Origin of the sequence: Mycobacterium nebraskense (genome assembly GCF_002102255.1) — a bacterium.
In the GTDB taxonomy this organism is placed as follows: Bacteria; Actinomycetota; Actinomycetes; order Mycobacteriales; family Mycobacteriaceae; genus Mycobacterium; species Mycobacterium nebraskense.
On sequence record NZ_LQPH01000127.1, the window covers coordinates 38,222 to 58,221 of the forward strand.

21 protein-coding genes are annotated in these 20,000 nt (G+C 69.3%); 3 read left to right on the forward strand and 18 right to left on the reverse strand.

What is annotated here, in order from left to right:
- Window positions 1–138 precede the first annotated feature (138 nt).
- From AWC17_RS16325 to AWC17_RS16350, 6 genes are all read right to left on the reverse strand, one after another.
- Window positions 139–2,997: an aminotransferase class I/II-fold pyridoxal phosphate-dependent enzyme gene (locus AWC17_RS16325; protein WP_046185311.1), complete on the reverse strand. Its 2,859-nt coding sequence runs from the start codon at window positions 2,995–2,997 to the stop codon at window positions 139–141.
- A gap of 77 nt (window positions 2,998–3,074) precedes the next feature.
- Complete coding sequence (locus AWC17_RS16330; RefSeq protein ID WP_046185310.1) at window positions 3,075–3,473, reverse strand: hypothetical protein; 399 nt, start codon at window positions 3,471–3,473, stop codon at window positions 3,075–3,077.
- Entirely contained in the window at window positions 3,470–3,967 is a 498-nt protein-coding gene (nusB, locus tag AWC17_RS16335; RefSeq protein WP_047323656.1) for a transcription antitermination factor NusB, read from the reverse strand. Before nusB ends, AWC17_RS16330 begins: the two co-directional genes overlap by 4 nt.
- Window positions 3,964–4,527: an elongation factor P gene (gene efp, locus AWC17_RS16340; RefSeq protein WP_046187441.1), complete on the reverse strand. Its 564-nt coding sequence runs from the start codon at window positions 4,525–4,527 to the stop codon at window positions 3,964–3,966. The genes nusB and efp overlap by 4 nt, the downstream gene beginning before the upstream one ends.
- 127 nt (window positions 4,528–4,654) lie before the next feature.
- On the reverse strand, window positions 4,655–4,876 hold the full coding sequence (locus tag AWC17_RS16345; RefSeq protein WP_231614244.1) for a hypothetical protein: 222 nt from the start codon (window positions 4,874–4,876) through the stop codon (window positions 4,655–4,657).
- Between the two features lie 50 nt (window positions 4,877–4,926).
- Window positions 4,927–6,045: a M24 family metallopeptidase gene (locus AWC17_RS16350; RefSeq protein WP_046187103.1), complete on the reverse strand. Its 1,119-nt coding sequence runs from the start codon at window positions 6,043–6,045 to the stop codon at window positions 4,927–4,929.
- A gap of 33 nt (window positions 6,046–6,078) precedes the next feature.
- On the opposite strand from AWC17_RS16350, the gene AWC17_RS16355 reads away from it, so the two are divergent.
- Window positions 6,079–6,810, forward strand: coding sequence for a B-4DMT family transporter (locus AWC17_RS16355; RefSeq protein WP_046187102.1), 732 nt, complete (start codon window positions 6,079–6,081; stop codon window positions 6,808–6,810).
- A 3-nt stretch (window positions 6,811–6,813) separates the two neighbouring features.
- On the opposite strand, the gene aroQ is transcribed toward AWC17_RS16355, so the two are convergent.
- The 10 genes from aroQ to AWC17_RS16405 all read right to left on the reverse strand — a co-directional run bounded on the left by aroQ (window position 6,814) and on the right by AWC17_RS16405 (window position 16,337).
- A complete protein-coding gene (aroQ, locus tag AWC17_RS16360; protein ID WP_046187101.1) occupies window positions 6,814–7,260 on the reverse strand; it encodes a type II 3-dehydroquinate dehydratase in 447 nt (148 codons plus the stop codon).
- Entirely contained in the window at window positions 7,260–8,354 is a 1,095-nt protein-coding gene (aroB, locus tag AWC17_RS16365) for a 3-dehydroquinate synthase (protein WP_085164855.1), read from the reverse strand. The genes aroQ and aroB overlap by 1 nt, the downstream gene beginning before the upstream one ends.
- A complete protein-coding gene (locus AWC17_RS16370) occupies window positions 8,351–8,887 on the reverse strand; it encodes a shikimate kinase (RefSeq protein WP_046187201.1) in 537 nt (178 codons plus the stop codon). The genes aroB and AWC17_RS16370 overlap by 4 nt, the downstream gene beginning before the upstream one ends.
- Complete coding sequence (gene aroC / locus AWC17_RS16375) at window positions 8,887–10,092, reverse strand: chorismate synthase (RefSeq protein WP_085164857.1); 1,206 nt, start codon at window positions 10,090–10,092, stop codon at window positions 8,887–8,889. The genes AWC17_RS16370 and aroC overlap by 1 nt, the downstream gene beginning before the upstream one ends.
- A gap of 66 nt (window positions 10,093–10,158) precedes the next feature.
- On the reverse strand, window positions 10,159–10,593 hold the full coding sequence (locus AWC17_RS16380; RefSeq protein WP_046187057.1) for a prepilin peptidase: 435 nt from the start codon (window positions 10,591–10,593) through the stop codon (window positions 10,159–10,161).
- 11 nt (window positions 10,594–10,604) lie between these two features.
- The gene (locus tag AWC17_RS16385; RefSeq protein WP_046187058.1) at window positions 10,605–11,435 is read right to left on the reverse strand and encodes a shikimate dehydrogenase; all 831 of its coding nucleotides are present in this window, start codon (window positions 11,433–11,435) and stop codon (window positions 10,605–10,607) included.
- Complete coding sequence (gene mltG / locus AWC17_RS16390) at window positions 11,413–12,654, reverse strand: endolytic transglycosylase MltG (protein ID WP_047323663.1); 1,242 nt, start codon at window positions 12,652–12,654, stop codon at window positions 11,413–11,415. The genes AWC17_RS16385 and mltG overlap by 23 nt, the downstream gene beginning before the upstream one ends.
- Complete coding sequence (gene ruvX, locus AWC17_RS16395; RefSeq protein ID WP_047323664.1) at window positions 12,647–13,171, reverse strand: Holliday junction resolvase RuvX; 525 nt, start codon at window positions 13,169–13,171, stop codon at window positions 12,647–12,649. Before ruvX ends, mltG begins: the two co-directional genes overlap by 8 nt.
- The gene (gene alaS / locus AWC17_RS16400; protein ID WP_046186050.1) at window positions 13,172–15,865 is read right to left on the reverse strand and encodes an alanine--tRNA ligase; all 2,694 of its coding nucleotides are present in this window, start codon (window positions 15,863–15,865) and stop codon (window positions 13,172–13,174) included.
- An 82-nt stretch (window positions 15,866–15,947) separates the two neighbouring features.
- Complete coding sequence (locus tag AWC17_RS16405) at window positions 15,948–16,337, reverse strand: secondary thiamine-phosphate synthase enzyme YjbQ (protein WP_197083487.1); 390 nt, start codon at window positions 16,335–16,337, stop codon at window positions 15,948–15,950.
- A gap of 174 nt (window positions 16,338–16,511) precedes the next feature.
- Between AWC17_RS16405 and AWC17_RS16410 the strand changes: the two genes are divergently transcribed.
- Window positions 16,512–17,132 carry an antibiotic biosynthesis monooxygenase gene (locus tag AWC17_RS16410; RefSeq protein ID WP_046186048.1) on the forward strand — a complete coding sequence of 207 codons (621 nt, stop codon included), beginning with the start codon at window positions 16,512–16,514 and terminating at the stop codon, window positions 17,130–17,132.
- A 255-nt stretch (window positions 17,133–17,387) separates the two neighbouring features.
- Window positions 17,388–18,011: a hypothetical protein gene (locus tag AWC17_RS16415; protein WP_046186047.1), complete on the forward strand. Its 624-nt coding sequence runs from the start codon at window positions 17,388–17,390 to the stop codon at window positions 18,009–18,011.
- 119 nt (window positions 18,012–18,130) lie between these two features.
- Here the strand turns inward: AWC17_RS16415 and AWC17_RS16420 are convergent, their stop codons facing one another.
- Both AWC17_RS16420 and AWC17_RS16425 read right to left on the reverse strand, forming a co-directional pair.
- A complete protein-coding gene (locus AWC17_RS16420; protein WP_046186046.1) occupies window positions 18,131–18,424 on the reverse strand; it encodes a hypothetical protein in 294 nt (97 codons plus the stop codon).
- Window positions 18,424–19,785, reverse strand: coding sequence for a replication-associated recombination protein A (locus AWC17_RS16425; protein ID WP_046186045.1), 1,362 nt, complete (start codon window positions 19,783–19,785; stop codon window positions 18,424–18,426). Before AWC17_RS16425 ends, AWC17_RS16420 begins: the two co-directional genes overlap by 1 nt.
- Window positions 19,786–20,000: the final 215 nt, after the last annotated feature.

Sequence of the window (20,000 nt, forward strand, 5' to 3'; positions counted from 1 at the left end):
CAGCACTCTCAGCTGCAGCTGTCAGGAGACGGCCCCAGCCGGCAGCACGGCCCGCAGCGACGAGATCATGCGAGGGATCCGGCGAGGCGAGATCGGCTGGCCTCAGCGCGCACCACAGGACTCAATCCCGCCGGGTCCCTAGCCTCGGGCGTCCTCGCCGACAACTTGCGTGGCCCCGTCGCCATTGACCGCGCCGTTCAGTCCGGAGGCATCCGACGGCAACTCGAACGAGGGGTAGGCGGTACCGACCGCAGCCAACGCCGCGTTCCGTTGCGCCTCCATGCGCGCCAGCGCCGCCTCGGTGAACACCGACAGCCCCAGGTCGGGGTTGTAGCCGTGGATCTCTTTGACGTCGAGCTGGGCCAGGAAATAGACGATCTCCTTGGAGACCACCTGACCGGGGACCAGCACCGGGAAGCCCGGCGGGTAGGGCACCACGAACGTGGTCGACACCAGGTTCTTGCCCTCGGCCAGCCGTCGCCCGGCCATGCCGATCAGCACATGCTCGCGGTCGGACTCCTCGTATCCGGCGTAGAAGGCCGCCCGCATGTCCCCGAACGTGCACTCGTCGACGGGACGGAACGCGACGTCGAACTCGCTGAAGTCGGGCAGGTGCGGCAGGTCCTCGGTGATCTCCTCGACGTGGCGCTGCTGCAGCGCCCGGTCGGCCACGCTCGCCGCGGTCTGCTTGCGGTCGAAATCCATTGCAATGCGGCGCAATACGTCGAGCAGATAATGCACGCTCGACCAGGTGACGCCGATCGTGAAGATCAGCAGCACGCTGTTGATCGACGTTTTGTTGATCTGGATGCCGAAACGTTCCATCAGGATCTTCTCGCGGAAGTCGTATCCGTTCATTCCCGTCTTGCCGATGAACAGCGTGACCCGCGTCGCGTCCAGCACGAACTGGTCGGACCGCCACGCCTCGTTCCACTCCGCCAGGGCGCCCTGCTGGACCTGGCGATACGAGCTCACCGAGGAGGGCCGGAAGTCCTCGGGCACCAGGTCCGCCTCGTCGAGGATGCGGAACCACTTGCTGATCAACCGGTCTTTGCGGACGCGGCCGCGGAATACCAGCGCCATGTCGTAGGTCTGCCGGACCAGTTGGAAGCCCTCGATGTCGACCTGCCGGCGCGCCAGGTCCAGCGACGCCAGGAGTTGCTGGTTCGGCGACGTCGAGGTGTGGGTGAGGAACGCCTCGCCGAACTCGTCCCGGGCCAGGGCGTTGAAATCCTGATCGCGGACGTGGATCATCGACGCCTGCCGGAACGCCGACAGCGACTTGTGCGTCGAGTGCGTCGCGTAGACGCGGACCCGCGCCCGGGCGGGATCGGGCAGCAGCGGGCGGTCGACCCATTCCGACCGCGCGACCCCGTCCATTGAGGCGGCCCAATCCCGGTATTCGGCAGCGTATTCCGGCGACGCCAGCATCCGTTCTAGACGCTCGGCCGCCACCATCGCGGTGCGCTGCCGGGCCCAGGGCACGGCCGTGGCGAACGCGTACCACGCCTCGTCCCACAGAAAGCAGATGTCCGGTTTGATCGCCAGCACCTCCTGCATCACCCGCAGGGGGTTGTAGACCACGCCGTCGAACGTGCAGTTGGTCAGCAGCAGCATGCGCACGCGGTGCAACTGTCCGGCCGCCTCCAGGTCCAGCAACGTCTGCTTGATCGTGCGCAGCGGCACCGCGCCGTAGATCGCGAACTCGGCCAGCGGGTAGGCATCCAGGTACAACGGGTAGGCGCCGGCCAGCACCAGGCCGTAGTGGTGCGACTTGTGGCAGTTGCGGTCGATCAGCACGATGTCGCCGGGCCGGGTCAACGACTGCACGACGATCTTGTTGGCGGTGGATGTCCCGTTGGTGACGAAGTAGGTGTGCTCGGAGTTCCAGGTGTGCGCGGCCTTGTCCATCGCCTTCTTGATGTTGCCATGCGGGTCCAGCAGCGAGTCCAAACCGCCTGATGTGCTCGAGGTTTCGGCCATGAAGATGTTGCGGCCGTAGAACTCGCCCATATCCTGCAGCGACTTGGAGTTGAAGATGCTGGCGCCGCGCGCGACGGGCAGGGCGTGGAATTGGCCGACCGGCGCCGCCGCGTAGGCGCGCAGCGCATCGAAAAACGGTGTGGCGTAGCGGTTCCGGAGACCGGCGAGCACGGTGCTGTAGAGGTCGGTGACGTCGTTGAGCCGGTAGAACGTGCGGTCGTAGGCGTCGGGCTCGGTGTCATCGCCCGCCGCGATCGACTCGTCGGTGAGCAGATACAGGTCGATGTGGGGCCGCAGCTCGCGGATCCACTCGCCGCACTCCACCCAGTCGTTGGCGCGGTCGGGAATGACCCCGTCCGCATCCTCGTTGGGCCCCAGCAACGTGTTCATCAGCGGCAGCCGGTCCCGGGACCGCAGCGGCAGGTCGTCGCGGATGATCGCGGCCTGAATCTCGCCATTCAGCGCGACCGCGGTGATGGCGTCCTCGACGCTGGGGACCACGAGCACCTCGAACTGCACATCGTCGGACGGGTTGCGCAGGGCCCGTAAACACTCGGCGAGGCAGTCGGGGGCGGTCGCGGGCGCGTCGTCGGCGAGCAACACGGTGTAGAACTGCTGCTGTTTGGCCTGGGCCACCAGCTCCTGGTCGGCCAGCGGCGCGGCGGTGTCGAAAAGCCCTGCCCGGTCGCCGTATTCGCTCAACAGCCGCACGGCCATGGAAACCTCTTCGGTGAGCCGCACCGTGGACAGGCTCTCGAGGTGCGCGCGGAAGGTCGCCAGGTTCGCCGCGCCCGGATACAGCCAGTACCGCTCGTAGGCGGCGATGCGGTCCATCAGGCGTTTCACCCGGGCCACGTCGTGCGTCTTGTCGAGCCCGGCCAGGTCGACCTCGGCGAGGTGACGGCAGGCGTCGTCGAGCAGGTTCCAGGTGTCGATGCGGGCGTAGGACGGATTGGCCACCGCTGCCAGCGCGGAGACGCGGAGTCGTCGCGGCTGGGTGGTGTATCGAGTCATGACCTCACCTGTTCTTCTGAGCGACTTGTATTCTCACCCCGCCCCGCTGCCCACGTGATCGTTTCGCGTGAGCTCGGTCAGCTGTTCAGCTCGTCGTCACCCTCGTCGGCGTCCACGACGCGCCGATTGGCGCGCGTGCTGTCCACCCAGCGCAGCACGGGAAGTTCCCAACGGCGGGCCGGCAACTCGGTGACGTCGGACAGCGATCGCACCACGGACTGCGTCAGGCCCATGATCGCGGCCATCACCGGCAGCAGCGGCTGCAGCGGTCTGGCGGCGGTGCGAACCGTGCTGATGCGGCGGGCCACGATCAGCCGTTCGACGCAGTGATACAGCCAGGCGCCCACCGCCAGCGCGTAGATCGAGAGGGCCGACGCGACGATCGTCCACCCGAACGCGGCGCATACGACGGCACCCAGCACCACCGTCGCGGCCAGCAACCCCGCGACGACGGCGCGCAGCTCCAGCCGGGTCACGCCTGGCGTTCCTCGTTTTCCGGCGCGCCGGCGGCACTCGAACGGACCGCCGCAGCGGCCGCCCGGATCTGCGGCGTCACCAGCATGACCTGGCCCAGCACGCCGTTGACGAAGGCCGGCGAGTCGTCGGTGGACAGCTCCTTGGCCAGTTGCACGGCCTCGTCCACGGCCACCGGCTCCGGGACGTCGTCGGCGTAGAGCAGCTCCCACACGGCGACGCGGAGAATGGCGCGGTCCACGGCGGGCAGCCGGTCCAGCGTCCAGCCCTGCAGGTGCGAGCTGATCAGGTCGTCGATGTGGGCGGCGTGCTCGCCGACCCCCCGGGCGGCCGCGGCCGTGTAGGGCTGCAGCGCCGCCACGTCGGGGTTGGCGGCGGCCAGCGCGGTGCGCACGTCGACGACCTCGGCCGGGCCCAGCCCGCGGGCCTCGGCTTCGAAGAGCAGGTCAACGGCGCGCTTGCGGGCCTGATGGCGTCCCCTGACGGGTTTGCTCACGCGTTGACGCGCCCCAGGTAGCTGCCGTCGCGCGTGTCCACCTTCAGCTTGTCGCCGGTGTTGATGAACAGCGGCACCTGGATCTCGGCCCCGGTTTCCACGGTGGCGGGCTTGGTGCCGGCGCTGGACCGGTCGCCCTGCAGGCCCGGCTCGGTGTGGGTGACCTCCATCTCGACCGACACCGGCAGCTCGAGGTACAGCGGCGCCCCGTTGTGGAAGGCCACCTGCACCGGCAGACCCTCGAGCAGGAAGCGGGCCGCGTCGCCGACCAGCGCCTCCGGCAGCGGGTGCTGCTCATAGTCCTGGCTGTCCATGAACACGAAGTCCGAGCCGTCGCGGTACAGGTAGGTGGCGTCGCGCCGGTCGACGGTGGCCGTTTCCACCTTCACGCCGGCGTTGTACGTCTTGTCGACGACCTTGCCGGAGAGCACGTTCTTCAGCTTGGTGCGCACGAAGGCGGGGCCCTTGCCGGGTTTGACGTGCTGGAACTCGACGATCTGCCAGAGCTGGCCGTCGATCACCAGCACCAGTCCGTTCTTGAAATCGGCGGTGCTTGCCACGGTTCGGTGTATCTCCTAGTGGATGGACAGTCGTTCGCGAACTGTCTGCAATTTGTCCGTCAGTCTAAGGCGCGACGCGGCCGAGGCCCGCCCGTCGGGTGGCCCGTGACCGGCGGGAAGCCCTCGCTTACGGGCCGGCCTCGGCCGGCTCGCCCGGCGAAGGCGGCAGCGGCTTGATCATCGTCAAGAGGGGGACGTTCAGCTTTCTCCCACCGGTAAACGGCACAGAGACGGCGACATAGACGATCCGCATCTCCAGCCGCATCTCCCGCAAGGGCTGGGCGTTCAACTCCCACCGAAAATCCCGCAGGCGCGCCAAACCACGTTCGATTGGCTCCACCCCGTTCACGCCACCCGACTTTACTCCCGGGTGCGCGTCCGCCAAACGGCGCGGTTCGCCTAGCTCAGAACGGCCAACTCCTTGGGGAACCGGGTCAGCAATTCCGGTGCCTGCCCGCGGGTGGCAGCCGTCTCGCCGGGCACGACCAGGGTGTCTTCGATGCGCACACCGCCGCGGCCCGGCAGGTAGACGCCCGGCTCGACGGTCACCACCGAACCCGCCAGCAACGTGCCGGTGGACGTGGCCCCGATTCCCGGCGCCTCGTGGATCTGCAACCCCACACCGTGCCCCAGACCGTGGCCGAACTGCTCGCCGTAACCCGCATCGACGATCAGCTGGCGCGCGGCGCCGTCGACATCGCGCAGGCTTGCGCCCGGCCGCAGCGCCTCGCGGCCGGCCCGCTGGGCGTCGGCGACCAGCTGGTAGATCTCCAGCTGCCAGTCGGCGGCCTTGCCGAGCACGAAGGTGCGGGTCATGTCGGAGTGATAGCCGGCCACCAGCGCGCCGAAGTCGATCTTGACGAAGTCGCCCGCCGCCAGCGCCGCGTCGGTGGGGCGGTGATGCGGGATCGCCGAATTCGGCCCGGCGGCCACGATGGTCTCGAACGAGATCGCATCGGCGCCGTGGTCGAGCATCAGGGCCTCCAGCTCCCGGCTCACCTCGCGTTCGGTTCGCCCGGGCCGCAGGCCGCCGCGCTCCACCAGGTCGGCGAGCGCAGCGTCGGCCGCCTCGCAGGCCAGCCGCAGCAGCGCCACCTCGCCGTCATCCTTGACCTCACGCAGCGCTTCGACGGTTCCGGCGGCGCGCACCAGCTCGGTCGCCGCCTTGCGCTCGCCTATTTCGCTGGTCAAGACGTCGAAGCCGTCGACGGTCACCACATTGCTCTCGAAGCCCAGCTTCCCCACACCGCCCTCGGCGGCCCGGCCGACCAGATGGCGCCCGAGGGCGCGTTCGATGGCGATCTCGAGCCCCGGCGCCTGCTCCGCGGCCTGGGTGCGATACCGGCCGTCGGTGGCCAGCACCGGGCAGCGATCGTCGGCGAATACCAGCAACGCGCCATTGGATCCGGTGAACCCGGACAGGTAGCGCACGTTGTTCAGGTCGCTGACCAGCATCGCGTCCAGTCCACTGGCACCGATTTGTGCTTTCAGATTGTCCCGACGCTGAGAATGTGTCACAGCCCTTGACGGTACTCGCTACGCTGATCACCCATGACTAACTGGATGCTGCGCGGATTGGTGTACGCCGCGGCGATGGTCGTCGTCCGCTTGTTCCAAGGGGCGTTGATCAACGCGTGGCAGACGCAGGCCGGGCTCTTTAGCGTGGTGCTGCTGCTTCTGTTCATCATCGGCGTGGCCGTATGGGGGGTATTCGACGGCCGGGCCGACGCCACAGCCAATCGGGATCCGGACCGGCGCCGCGATCTGGCGATGACCTGGCTGCTGGCCGGCCTGGTGGCGGGCGTCCTCAGCGGCGCCGTCGCCTGGATCATTGCGCTGTTCTACAAGGGTCTCTACACCGGCGGCCTGATCAACGAAGTGACCACGTTCGCGGCGTTCACCGCGCTCTGCGTGTTCCTGCCCGGGATCGTCGGCGTCACCATCGGCCGTTGGCGGGTGGACCGGCAGTTCGAGAAGACGCCGGAGAAACGCCACGGTCTTGGCCAAAAGCCGGAGCGCGGCGGCGACACCGACGTGTTCTCCGCTGTACGCGGTGACGACGCGCCGACCGGGGAGATTCCCGCGGCTGGAGCGCAGCAGGGGGAGCGGACCGCGGCGGTCGCCACCGCCGAGCGTGAGGCACCCACCGAGACGGTGGGCACCACCGAAGGTGAGGCACCCACCGAAACGATCGCCAAGACCGAGGACGACCCCAAGACCGAGGTAATCCGCAAGGTCGGCGACGAGCACACCAAGCCGGGCGCCGAACGAGGCAAGGACTAACGCTTAGCCCTTGGCGGCGTCTGCCAGGTAGCGCAGGGCGAGCAGGTAGCCCTGTACTCCCAGCCCGACGATGACTCCGGTCGCGACCGGGCTGAGGTACGAGTGGCGCCGAAACTCTTCGCGGGCATGCACATTGGAGATGTGCACCTCGATCAGGGGCGCGCGCAACTCGGCGCACGCGTCGCGCAGCGCCACCGATGTGTGGGTCAGGCCGCCGGCGTTGAGGATCACCGGTTCGCCCGCGTCGGCGGCCGAGTGGATCCAGTCCAGCAATTGGGCTTCGTTGTCGCTTTGGCGCACAACGGCTTTCAGACCGAGCGCGGCGGCCTCCCGTTCGATGAGCGCGGCCAGTTGGTCGTGCGTGGTGTCCCCGTAGACGTCAGGCTCGCGGCGGCCGAGCCGGCCCAGGTTCGGGCCATTGATAACTTGCACGTTGACGGTGGTGGTCATCAGGCACCCTCTTCCGGGGCCAGCCCCGCGTATGCCGCCGCCAGCAGCGACGGGTCGGGGCCGGCCAGCCGGCCCGGCTTGGCCAGCCCGTCGAGCACCACGAACCTCAGCACCCCGGCCCGGGATTTCTTGTCCTGAGCCATGTATTCCAGCAGCTGCGGCAACGCGTCGGCGTCGTAGCCGACCGGCAGGCCGAGCGCCGACAGGACGGTGCGGTGGCGCTGCGCGGTCGCGTCGTCGAGCCGGCCGGCCAGCCGGGCCAGCTCCGCGGCGAACACCAGACCCACCGAAACCGCGGCGCCGTGGCGCCACTCGTAACGCTCCCTGCGCTCGATCGCATGCGCCAATGTGTGGCCGTAGTTCAGGATTTCGCGCAGCTCCGACTCCTTCTCGTCGGCGGCGACGACCTGTGCCTTGACGGCGATCGAGCGCCGGATCAGCTCCGGCAGCACATCACCCGTGGGGTCCACGGCGGCTTGCGGGTCGGCCTCGATGAGATCGAGAATCGTCGGGTCGGCGATGAAGCCTGTCTTGACCACCTCGGCCATCCCGGCGACGAGTTCGTTGTGCGGCAACGTTTCCAGGGTCGCCAGGTCGACCAGCACCGCCAGCGGTTGATGGAACGCGCCCACCAGGTTCTTGCCCGCGTCGGTGTTGATGCCCGTCTTGCCGCCGACGGCCGCGTCGACCATGCCGAGCAACGTGGTGGGGATGTGGACGATGTCGACGCCGCGCAGCCAGGTGGCCGCCGCGAACCCGGCGACGTCGGTGGCGGCGCCGCCGCCGAGGCTGACCAACGCGTCCTTGCGGTCGATTCCGATGCGGCCCAACACTTCCCAGAGGAATCCGACGACCGGGAGGTCCTTTCCGGCTTCGGCGTCCGGGATTTCGATGCGGTGCGCGTCAACGCCCTTGTCCGCCAGGCGGCTTCGGATCGCTTCGGCGGTCTGGGCCAGCGCCGGTTGGTGCACGACGGCCACCCGGTGCCGGTCGCAGAGGAGGTCGACCAGCTGGTCGCCCAAGTCGGTGCCGATGATCACCGGGTACGGCGGGTCGACGGCCACTTCCACGGTGACCGGCGCGGTGCGGGTCATGTGGCGGCCTCCGCGTGAGCGTTCTCGGGCGTCTGCAGCCTGGACACGATGTAACGCACCACCGCCCCGGGATTGCGGCGGCTGGTGTCGACGCGGATGGTCGACACGCGCCGGTACAGCGGGACCCGCTTCGCCATCAGCGCTTTGAATTTCTCAGCACGGTCTGCTCCGGCGAGCAGGGGGCGCACGGCGCTGCCGCCGGTGCGCCGCACGCCCTCGCTGGCGCTGATCTCCAAGTAGATGACGGTGTGGCCCGCGAGCGCCTCGCAGACCCCCGGGCTGGTGACGGCCCCGCCGCCGAGCGACACCACGCCGTCGTGGTCAGCCAACGCGGCACGCACCGCGTCCTCCTCGATTCGGCGGAACTCCTGCTCCCCGTCGGTGGCGAAGATGTCGGCAATGCTGCGGCCGGTCTGCTGCTCGATCGCCGCGTCGGTGTCGAGGAATCCGACGCCGAGCGCCTTGGCCAGGCGCCGCCCGATGGTGGACTTGCCCGAGCCCGGCAGCCCGACGAGTACCGCCTTGGGTGCCATCACGCGGTACCCCGGGCGGCCGGTGATTCCCGTTCGGCGACCGCGCGCTGATAGGCCTCGATGTTGCGGCGGGTTTCGGTGAGCGAATCGCCGCCGAACTTCTCCAGCGCCGCCCGGGCCAGCACCAACGCCACCATGGTCTCGACCACGACGCCGGCGGCCGGCACTGCGCACACGTCCGAGCGCTGGTGGATGGCGACAGCCTCGTCGCCGGTCGCCATGTCGACGGTGGCCAAAGCGCGCGGCACGGTGGAGATGGGTTTCATCGCGGCGCGCACCCGCAGCGGCTGGCCGTTGGTCATGCCGCCCTCGAGCCCGCCCGCGCGGTTGGTCGAGCGGACTACGCCGTCGGGTCCGGGATACATCTCGTCGTGGGCGCGGCTGCCCCGGCGGCGGGCCGTCTCGAAACCGTCCCCGATCTCCACGCCCTTGATGGCCTGGATGCCCATGACCGCGGCGGCGAGCTGGCTGTCGAGCCGGTTGTCGCCGCTGGTGAACGAGCCCAGCCCGATCGGCAGGCCCAGGGCCACCACCTCGACCACGCCGCCGAGGGTGTCACCGTCCTTCTTGGCCGCCTCGATCTCGGCGATCATCGCTTCTTCGGCGCCCTTGTCGAATGCGCGCACCGGGCTGTCGTCGATCGCGGGCAGGTCCTCCGGGCGCGGCGGCGGGCCGTCGTACGGCGCCGACGGACCGATCGCGATGACGTGCGAGAGCACCTCGACGCCCAGCGCCTGACGCAGGAAGGACCGCGCGACCGTGCCCACCGCGACCCGGGCGGCGGTCTCCCGGGCGCTGGCCCGCTCCAGCACCGGCCGGGCGTCGTCAAAGCCGTACTTGAGCATGCCCGCGTAATCGGCGTGGCCGGGCCGCGGCCGGGTGAGCGGTTCGTTGCGGGCGATATTGGCCAGCTCCGCCGGGTCGACCGGGTCGGCGGCCATCACGGTTTCCCACTTGGGCCACTCGGTGTTGCCGATCTCGATGGCAATCGGGCCGCCCAGCGTGATGCCGTGGCGCACCCCGGACAGCACGGTCACCGCGTCGCGCTCGAATTTCATCCGCGCGCCGCGGCCGTAACCGAGCCGGCGGCGGGCCAATTGGTCGGCGATATCGGTCGAGTTGACCTCCACGCCGGCGACCATGCCCTCGAGCATGGCCACCAACGCACGGCCATGCGACTCTCCGGCGGTGATCCAACGCAACACCCGATCATCTTCCCATGTGCGCCCGAACGGGCTTAAATCCGCGCGCCGGCGTCGATCTCGACGGCTTCACCCGAGAGCCAGGCCGATCGCGGCGGCGGTGGCCACGCACATCGAGGGTCCGTGCGGCACCGACGCGGCGCCCGCGCCACCGAGAAGCCGGTCCAGCAGGCCCCACGACACGGTCAGCAGCGGCGCCGCCAGCGCCGCCAAGAACCACACCCCGACGCCGAAACAGCCCGCGAGCGCCCCCAGGCCGATCGCCAGCTTGACGTCCCCGGCGCCCATCCCCGCCGGGGCCACCAGGTGCACCAGCAAATAAATCGCGGTCAACGCCGTGGCCCCGGCGAGCGCGGGCCAGCCCCGTCCGGCCGCCGCGGCCGCCAGCAGGATCACCCCTGCCCCGGGCAGCGTCAGCAGATTCGGCAACCGGCGCTCACGGACGTCGTAGCCGCTCAACACGGCCAGCCAGACCAGCACCACGATCGCCGCCGTCATCCGCATGCGGCGGGACGCTAGCCCAGGGCGGCGGCCATGGCCTCTCGCGGCGCCGGTAGCCCTGTGAATAACTCGACTTGGGTAAAGGCCTGGTGCAGCAGCATCTGCAGGCCGCTGACCACCCGGCCGCCGGCGGCGGCCACCGCCGCGGCCAGCGGTGTGGGCCACGGATCGTAGACGGCGTCGAGCAGCACCGGGATGGCCGCGAAGGTGTCCGCATACCGTGCCGCGACGTCCGCGGGGATGGTGCTGACCAGCACCTCCGCGGCGGCCACCGCCCCGGCCAGCTCGTCGCTGTCCAGACCCACGAACCGCGTCGGCACCCCGATTCCCGTGCCAAGGTCCACCAGCCGGGCCGCCTTGTCCGGGTTGCGCGCGACCACGGTGATGGCGGTGACGCCCAGCTGGGCCAGCCCCAGGACGGCCGCCGGCGCGGTGCCGCCCGACCCGCACACCAGCGCGGGCCCGGCCGCTGACCCCAGCGCCCCGCTCACGCCGTCGATGTCGGTGTTGTCGGCGCGCCAGCCCGTCGGCGTGCGGACCAGGGTGTTGGCCGATCCCACCCGCTCGGCGCGTTCGGTGCGCTCGTCGGCGAACCGCAACGCGGCGAACTTGCCCGGCATCGTCACCGACACCCCGACCCACTCGGGCCCGAACCCGCCGACCACGGCGGGCAGCTGCTCGGCGTCGCACTCGATGCGCTCGTAGGTCCAGTCGCGCAGGCCCAGCGCCCGGTAGGCAGCCAGGTGCAGTTGCGGGGACTTCGAGTGGGCGATCGGCTTGCCGAGCACCGCCGCTTTTCGGCCGCCGCCCGGGCCGGGCGCCCTAACGGGCGGAGTCGAGGACACCGTTGCGCTTAGCCAGCTCGATATTGGCCAGATGCTGCTGATAATCCTTGGTGAACAGCGTCGTCCCCTGGGCGTCGATGGTGACGAAGTACAACCAGTCACCGGGCTCGGGGTGCTCGGCGGCGTGCAGCGCGTCGACGCCGGGCGAACAGATCGCCGTTGCGGGCAGCCCCTGCGACACGTAGGTGTTCCATGGCGTCTTCTGGGCCCGGTCGGCGTCGGTGGTGGCCACCTCCCGGCGGTCCAGCGGGTAGTTGACCGTCGAGTCGAATTCCAGCGTGTGGTGGGCATGCAGGCGGTTGTAGATGACCTGGGCGACCTTCGCGAAGTCCTGCGATTTGGACTCCCGCTCCACCAGCGACGCCACCACCAGGATGTCGTAGGGCGACAGGCCCATCGCCTGGGCGGTGTCCACCAAGCCGGACTTCATGTACTCCACGGCCCCGGCGCTGATCAGGCTGGACAGGATCGTCTCGGCCGGGGCGGAGGGGTCCACGTTGAAGGTTCCGGGCGCGATCAGCCCCTCGATCCGGCGATGGTCCTTGCCGAGCTCGGTGACCGGCTCGACGGCCCAGGGCGGCACCGCCAGCGCCGCGGGCGTGCTGTTGGTCGCCGCCGCCCGCAGCTCCTCCACCGCGATGCAGTGCTGATCGCCGTCCAGGGTTACGCAGGTGGCCCGGGAGATCAGCGTCAGGATGCCCGGGGTCACCTTATTGGTCTTCATGTCGGTGGTGTCGTCGAGCTGACGGCCTTCCGGGATGACGAGCCGGCCCACCCGGTTGCTCGGGTCGGCCAGCCGCGCGACGGCGTCGGCCGCCGGGATCTCGGTGCGCATTCGGTAGAAGCCGGGCTGGATCGAGGAGATCTTGCTGTTGCCGTGCGCGGCGTTGACGAATGCGCGGATGGTCTTGACCACCTCCTCGTGCTGCAGCGTCTCCCCGACCATGGTGGTCGAGTCACCGTCCTTGATCTGAATCACGATGTCGCGCTTGCCGTTTCCGGTGTAGTCGTCGCCGGCCCCGAACACCGTGTGCCACAGCTTGGCGCCGACGAAGACACCCACCAGCACGACGACGGCGACGACGGCGAGCGCGACCTTGCCGGCGAACCGACGCCGGCGACGCCCCCGCTGGGCCTGGTTCCGGGCGACGCGGCTCCGTTTGCGCGACGGGCCGACCGCTTCGGGTTCGGCCCGTTCGCGCCGTGCGCTCTCAACCATCGGCGGGCTCCCCCGCCGCCCGGGTGGCGCGGCGTTGGTCGAGCCAACTCTGCAGGATGGCCACCGCGGCCGCCTGGTCGATCACCGCTCGCTGCTCTCTGGCGCGGACGCCGGCCGCGCGCAGCGATCGCTGCGCGCTGACGGTGGTCAGGCGCTCGTCGGCCAGCCGCACGGGGGTGGGGGCGATCCGCCGGGCCAGCGTGTCGGCCAGCTCCATGGCGTCGACCGCCGAGGGACCGGTGCGGTCGGCCAGTGTCCGCGGCAATCCGACGACCACCTCGACGGCCCCGAGCTCCGCGGCCAGCTCCGCCAGCCGCCGCACGTGCTTGCCGGAGCGGTCGCGTCGCACGGTTTCCACGGGGGTGGCCAGGATGCCATCGGGGTCGCTGCAGGCGACACCGATGCGCACGCTGCCGACGTCGACGCCGAGGCTCCTGCCGGGTCGGGACCCCCGACCCGGATTGTCCTGGTTAGGGTCGCCGGGCCGGTCGGGCAAACGATGCTCTGCGGGGACCACTCAACCGACCCGCGCTATCTCGGAGCGGACCGCGTCGAGCGCCGCGTCGATGCGGGTCGGATCCTTTCCGGAACCCTGCGCCAGGTCCGGCTTGCCCCCACCGCGGCCGTCGACGGTCGCGGCCAGCTGCTTGATCAGGTCGTTGGCGCGGATCCCCAGGTCTTGGGCGGCCGGGTTCGCGGCGATCGCATAAGGCACAGTGCCGCCTTCCCCCTCCGAGATCAGGGCCACCACGGCGGGATCGCTGCCCAGCTTGCCGCGAATGTCGCCCACCAGGGAACGCAGGTCGCCGGCGGTCATCCCAGCCGACATCCGTTGCGCCACCACACGGACGTTACCGATACGCTCCGCGCCGGCCGCGGCGTTGGTGGCGGCGGCGCGCGCGCCGGCCAGCCGCGCGCGTTCGAGTTCCTTCTCGGCGGCCTTGAGCCGCTCCACCAGGCCGGCCACCCGGGTGGGCACCTCGTCGGACGGCACTTTCAGCGAGGACGCCAACCCCGCCATCAGGGCGCGTTCCTTGGCCAGGTGGCGGAACGAATCCAGCCCGACGTAGGCCTCCACCCGGCGTACCCCGGAGCCGACCGACGATTCACCCAGAATGGTCACCGGCCCGATCTGAGCCGAGTTGTGCACGTGGGTTCCGCCGCAGAGCTCCAGCGAGAACGGCCCGCCGATTTCCACCACCCGCACCTGTTCGGGGTAGCTCTCGCCAAACAGCGCGACCGCCCCCATCGCCTTGGCCCTCTCGAGCTGTTCGGTGAACGTGTGCACCTCGAAGTCGGCCTGGACGGCCTCGTTGGTGACCTCTTCGATCTGGGTGCGCTGCTCGTCGGACAGCGGACCCTGCCAGTTGAAGTCGAAACGCAGGTAGCCGGGGCGGTTCAACGATCCCGCCTGAACGGCGTTGGGGCCGAGGACTTGTCGCAGCGCGGCGTGCACCATGTGGGTGCCCGAGTGGCCCTGGGTGGCGCCCCGTCGCCATTCGGGGTCGACCGTGGCCACGACCGTGTCGCCCTCCACGAATTCCCCGGACTCGACGTTGACCCGGTGCACCCATAGGGTTTTGGCGATCTTCTGCACGTCGGTGACCGCCGCGCGGGCGCTCTCGCCCGCCCCCGTTCCGCTGATGGTGCCCTCGTCGGCGATCTGCCCGCCGGATTCGGCGTAGAGCGGGGTGCGGTCCAGCACCAGCTCGACCTGGTGCGCCCCGTCGGTGCCGTGGGTGACCACCGGCACCCGCTTACCATCGACGAATATGCCCAGAATCCTTGCCTCGGAAGACAATTCGTCGAACCCGGTGAATTCGGTGGGGCCGGCGTCGACCAGCTCGCGGTAGGCGCTCAGGTCGGCATGCGCGTGCTTGCGGGCGGCGGCGTCCGCCTTGGCGCGACGACGCTGTTCGGCCATCAGTTCGCGGAAGCCGATTTCGTCGACCTGCAGGCCGGCCTCGGAAGCCATCTCCAGGGTCAGCTCGATCGGGAACCCGTAGGTGTCGTGCAGCGTGAAGGCGTCCGAGCCGGAGATCGCTTTGGCCCCGGTGGCTTTGGTGGTGCCGGCCACCTCATCGAACAGCTTGGAGCCGGCCACCAGCGTGCGGTTGAATGCGGTCTCCTCGGCGACGGCGATGCGCCTGATCCGGCCGAAATCTGCTACCAGTTCCGGATACGACGGCCCCATCGCGTCGCGCACGGTGGCCATCAACTCGCCGACGATGGGACCCTCGATGTCGAGCAGCTTGGCCGAACGGATCACCCGGCGCAGCAGCCGGCGCAGCACGTACCCGCGCCCGTCGTTGCCGGGAGTGACGCCGTCAGCGATCAGGATCGCCGCGGTCCGGCTGTGGTCGGCGATGACCCGGTAGCGCACATCGTCCTCGTGGTTGCCGACGTCGTACCCGCGCGGCGCGCGGGCGGCCACGGCGTCGATGACCGGCCTCAGCAGGTCGGTCTCGTAGACGTTGTGCACGCCCTGCAGGACGAACGCGACCCGCTCGACGCCCATGCCGGTGTCAATGTTCTTGCGGGGCAACGGCCCCAGGATTTCGAAGTCGGTCTTGCCGGTGCCCTCGCCGCGTTCGTTCTGCATGAACACGAGGTTCCAGATCTCGATGTAGCGGTCTTCGTTGGCCACCGGGCCGCCGCCGACCCCGAACTCTTCCCCGCGGTCGTAGTAGATCTCCGACGACGGGCCGCACGGACCGGGGATGCCCATGGACCAGTAGTTGTCCTCCATGCCGCGGCGCTGGATCCGCTCGGCCGGGAGGCCGGCGATCTCCTGCCACAGCTGCACGGCCTCGTCGTCGTCGAAATAGACCGTCGTCCAGATTCTTTCGGGGTCCAGGCCGTAGCCGCCCTCGGACACACCGTTGGTCAGCAGCGTCCACGCCAGCTCGATGGCGCGGCGCTTGAAGTAGTCGCCGAACGAGAAGTTGCCGGCCATCTGGAAGAAGGTGTTGTGCCGGGTGGTGATGCCCACCTCGTCGATGTCGGGTGTGCGGATGCACTTCTGGACGCTGGTGGCCGTCGAGTACGGCGGTGTGCGCGCGCCCAGGAAGTACGGCACGAACTGGACCATGCCCGCGTTGACGAACAGCAGGTTGGGGTCGTCGAGGATCACCGATGCGCTCGGCACCTCGGTGTGGCCCGCCTTCACGAAATGATCAAGAAACCTCTTCCTGATCTCGTGTGTCTGCACTGTTGAGTCCGCTTCTTCCTATTGCTGATTTGCGTGAACGTCTATTCCAGCCTATTCGCTGGAGTAGCGGGTTACCGGGCCGCTAACCCTCCAGAAAGCTCAGTCGCACCGAGCGTTGCGGGTTGTCCCGGTTCAGGTCGACCAGCACGATGCTTTGCCAGGTGCCCAGCATCGGCTCGCCGCCGGAGACCGGCACCGTCACCGACGGCGCGACCAGCGCCGGCATCACGTGGTCGGCGCCGTGGCCCGGGGAGCCGTGCGCGTGCCGGTAACGGTCGTCGCGCGGCAGCAGCCGTTCCAGCGTGTCGAGCAGGTCGTCGTCGGAGCCGGCCCCGGTCTCGATGATGGCGACACCCGCCGTCGCGTGCGGGACGAAAACATTGCACAAGCCGTCGCCCCGCGACCAGCAGAAGCCCCGCACCGCCTCGGTCAGATCGACGATGCGGCGGCGGGAAGTGTCCACGTCCAGCACATCGGTATGCATCCGGACCAGCCTACGGCGCGCCTGCTGGGGCTGCTCAAGACCGCCAATTGTTTGTGAGCGCGGCCACATTAGGGCATTGCGGGGCGTTACCGGCAGGAGGAAGGTAGCTAGTGGACCGGTGGCGCCACCGGGGCGCTGCCCCAAACAAAGAGGGGGTGGATCGTGTACGCACGCTCTACCACTATCCAGGCGCAACCCTCGTCCATCGACGCTGGAATTGCGCTTGTTCGCGATGAGGTTATGCCAGCACTCCAAGCTATGGAGGGGTGCATCGGAGTATCCCTTTTGGTCGACCGGCAAGCTGGCCGGTGCATCGCTACCAGCGCCTGGGAGACCGAGGACGCCATGAGCGCCAGCGGGGAACGGGTGACGCCAATCCGTGATCGGGCCGCGGAGATGTTCGGGGGGACGGCAGACGTCTCCCAGTGGGAGATCGCGGCAATGCATCGCGACCACCGCTCGGCCGACGGTGCGTGTGTGCGGGCGACCTGGATCAAGGTGCCGCCGGACCGAGTTGACCAGGGCATCGAGTACTACAAGTCGTCCGTGCTGCCCCAGCTCGAGGGCCTCGACGGGTTCTGCAGCGCCAGCCTGCTGGTCGATCGCGCATCCGGGCGTGCCGTGTCTTCCACGACTTTCGACAGCCTTGACGCGATGGAGCGCAACAGGGACCAGATAGCAGCGCTCAAGGCCGCGTCGATGCCAGAGGCGGGCGCCGAGGAACTCGACGACTGCGAGTTCGAGCTGGCGCTCGCGCACCTGCGGGTGCCCGAGCTGGTCTGATCGAGATTCGCGGCGGGTAACACCGGCCGAACCAGGCATTCGGCCCGGTGTTACCTTCTTGCGTCCCGTTCCCAGCAGCCCAATCAAAAGTTGGTCGGGCCGGACGCCATGGTGGTCAAATTCCTTGAGAACAGACCAATCCTGGCGACGGAAGGCATTCGCTGTGCCCATTGCGACGCTTACCCGGCAGGAGGAAGGTATTTGGTGGGACCGGTAGCGCCACCGGGGCGCTGCCCCGACAGAGGAGGGTCGGCCGTGTACGCACGCTCTACCACCATCCAGGCGCAACCCTTGTCCGTCGACATCGGAATCGCACACGTTCGCGATGTCGTCATGCCGGCCCTCACCGCGATCGACGGGTGTGTCGGACTGTCACTGTTGGTCGACCGGCAGTCCGGAACCTGCATCGCCACCAGCTCGTGGGACAGCATCGACGCGATGCGCGCCAGCGCCGAACAGGTCGCACCGATTCGCGACCAGGCCGCGCTGATGTTCGACGGCAGCGCGCGCGTCGAGGAGTGGGACATCGCTTTGCTGCACCGCGACCATCCGTCCCGTCAGGGCGCCTGCGTGCGGGCCACCTGGCTCAAGGTGGTGCCGGATCAGCTCACCCGATCCCTGGACTTCTACCGGTCCTCGGTGCTGCCCGAGATGGAGGAACTCGACGGGTTCTGCAGCGCCAGCCTGCTGGTCGACCATCCCGCGTGCCGGCGCGCAGTGTCCTGCTCGACGTTCGACTCGATTGACGCGATGGCCCGCAACCGCGACCGGGCGACCGAGTTGCGCAGCAGGCGCGTCCGGGAGCTGGGCGCCGAGGTCATCGACGTGGCCGAATTCGAGTTGGCGATCGCCCACCTGCGGGTGCCCGAGCTGGTCTAGGCGCGTCGTTAGCCGAACGTCACGCGAGCGTGGCCGCGGCCGTTGAGCGTCACGCCAGCGTGTCCCTCGGCGCTGCGTTACGGCAGCGCGTCCCCCGGGAATCCGCGGCTGGGGTGCACCTAGAAGGTGAAAACGCCGCTCGCCACGCCGGGGTCCTCGGCCATGATGGCGGCGGTGTCGTCGACCGTGGCCGTGAACACCGCGATCCCGCAGACATCGGAGCCGTCGGTGACCGGCAACACCACGGCCAGGACGCCGTCGTCGCGCAGCCCGAAATTGCGCCGCCCGTGCTCCCAGACGGTCCCCGGTGTCGTCTCGTCGCCGAACCGCGGCCCCCGCCTGAGGATGACGACGCTGTAGGGCTTGGTGGTGGCCAGCAGCCGGCCCATCTCCTCGTCGGTGAAAGTCTTCATCACCGTCCCCGCTTCCTGCGGATGATCGCCCGCAACCGTTCCAGCCGCCCGGCCATCTCCCGTTCACCGCCGCGGCCGGTCGGCCGGTAGTAGTCGACGCCCACCAGCTCGTCCGGCGGATATTGCTGGGCGACGACGCCGTCGGGATCATTGTGCGAGTACTGGTAGCCCTGCGCGTGTCCCAGCGCCGCCGCGCCGGAATAGTGCCCGTCGCGCAGATGCGGCGGCACCAGACCGGCCTTGCCCGCCTTGATGTCGTCCATCGCCGCCGCCAGCGCGGTGGTGACGGAGTTCGATTTGGGCGCGGTGGCCAGATGGATGGTGGCGTGCGCCAGCGTCAGCTGCGCCTCGGGCATGCCGATCAACGCCACCGTCTGCGCGGCCGCCACCGCGATCTGCAGCGCACTCGGATCGGCCATACCGATGTCCTCGCTGGCGAGGATCATCAGCCGGCGCGCGAGGAACCGCGGGTCCTCCCCTGCGACGAGCATCCGGGCCAGGTAGTGCAGCGCCGCGTCGACGTCGGAGCCGCGCACCGACTTGATGAAGGCGCTGATGACGTCGTAGTGCTGGTCGCCGTCGCGGTCGTAGCGGACCGCGGCCTTGTCCAGGGACTGCTCGATGGTCTCGACGCTGACGGACTCGCTGGCTCCCTGAGCCGATTCCGCCGCCACCTCCAGCGCGGTCAGCGCCCGCCGGGCGTCGCCGGCGGCCAATCGCACCAGCAGGTCGACGGCCTCGGGCGTCACCGCAACGCGACCGCCCAGCCCGCGGGGATCGTCGATCGCGCGCTGCACGACGGTGCGGATGTCGTCAGTGCCCAGCGGCCGCAACTGCAGGATCAGCGACCGGGACAGCAGCGGCGCCACCACCGAAAACGACGGGTTCTCGGTGGTCGCCGCCACCAGCAACACCACCCGGTTCTCCACTGCGGACAACAGGGCGTCCTGCTGGGTCTTGGAGAACCGGTGCACCTCGTCGATGAACAGCACCGTCTGCTCGCCATGGAGGAGCGCCGACCGTGCCTTCTCGATGACGGCGCGCACCTCCTTGACCCCGGCCGACAACGCCGACAGCGCCTCGAACCGGCGGCCGGTCGCCTGGGAGATCAGCGCGGCCAGCGTCGTCTTGCCGCTGCCCGGCGGGCCGTAGAGGATGGCCGACGCCACCCCCGAGCCCTCGACCAGGCGGCGCAGCGGCGATCCGGGCGCCAACAGGTGCTCCTGCCCGACCACTTCGTCCAGTGAGGCAGGACGCATGCGCACCGCCAGGGGTGCGTCGGCCGACACGCCCAGGCCGGGGTTGCTCGTCGGCGGCGCGCCGGGCAGGTCAAAAAGACCGTCGGACACGGTTTCAGGCATACCACGGCAAGCGAATCCGGGCGCCCAGGACACATCTTTGCTAAGTTCCCGTGTGCGCGTGCCCACAGGTTGAGTCAACAGCTAGGACGGACATGAGCCAGCCTCCCGAGTACCCAGGCACCCCGGCCGACCCGTACGGCAGCGAGCAGAACCCTCCGGGCCACCCACCGCCCCCCAATTACGGCGCACCGCCACCCCCGCCCCCCGGCTACGGC

What these genes read in the sequence shown, in the direction of transcription:
- AWC17_RS16425 (WP_046186045.1), bottom strand. Translation starts at nt 19,785, where the DNA reads ATGCCTGAAACCGTGTCCGACGGTCTTTTTGACCTGCCCGGCGCGCCG.
- AWC17_RS16325 (WP_046185311.1), bottom strand. Translation starts at nt 2,997, where the DNA reads ATGACTCGATACACCACCCAGCCGCGACGACTCCGCGTCTCCGCGCTG.
- mltG (WP_047323663.1), bottom strand. Translation starts at nt 12,654, where the DNA reads ATGGTTGAGAGCGCACGGCGCGAACGGGCCGAACCCGAAGCGGTCGGC.
- AWC17_RS16355 (WP_046187102.1), top strand. Translation starts at nt 6,079, where the DNA reads ATGACTAACTGGATGCTGCGCGGATTGGTGTACGCCGCGGCGATGGTC.
- AWC17_RS16380 (WP_046187057.1), bottom strand. Translation starts at nt 10,593, where the DNA reads ATGCGGATGACGGCGGCGATCGTGGTGCTGGTCTGGCTGGCCGTGTTG.
- aroB (WP_085164855.1), bottom strand. Translation starts at nt 8,354, where the DNA reads ATGACCCGCACCGCGCCGGTCACCGTGGAAGTGGCCGTCGACCCGCCG.
- AWC17_RS16420 (WP_046186046.1), bottom strand. Translation starts at nt 18,424, where the DNA reads ATGAAGACTTTCACCGACGAGGAGATGGGCCGGCTGCTGGCCACCACC.
- aroQ (WP_046187101.1), bottom strand. Translation starts at nt 7,260, where the DNA reads ATGACCACCACCGTCAACGTGCAAGTTATCAATGGCCCGAACCTGGGC.
- AWC17_RS16370 (WP_046187201.1), bottom strand. Translation starts at nt 8,887, where the DNA reads ATGGCACCCAAGGCGGTACTCGTCGGGCTGCCGGGCTCGGGCAAGTCC.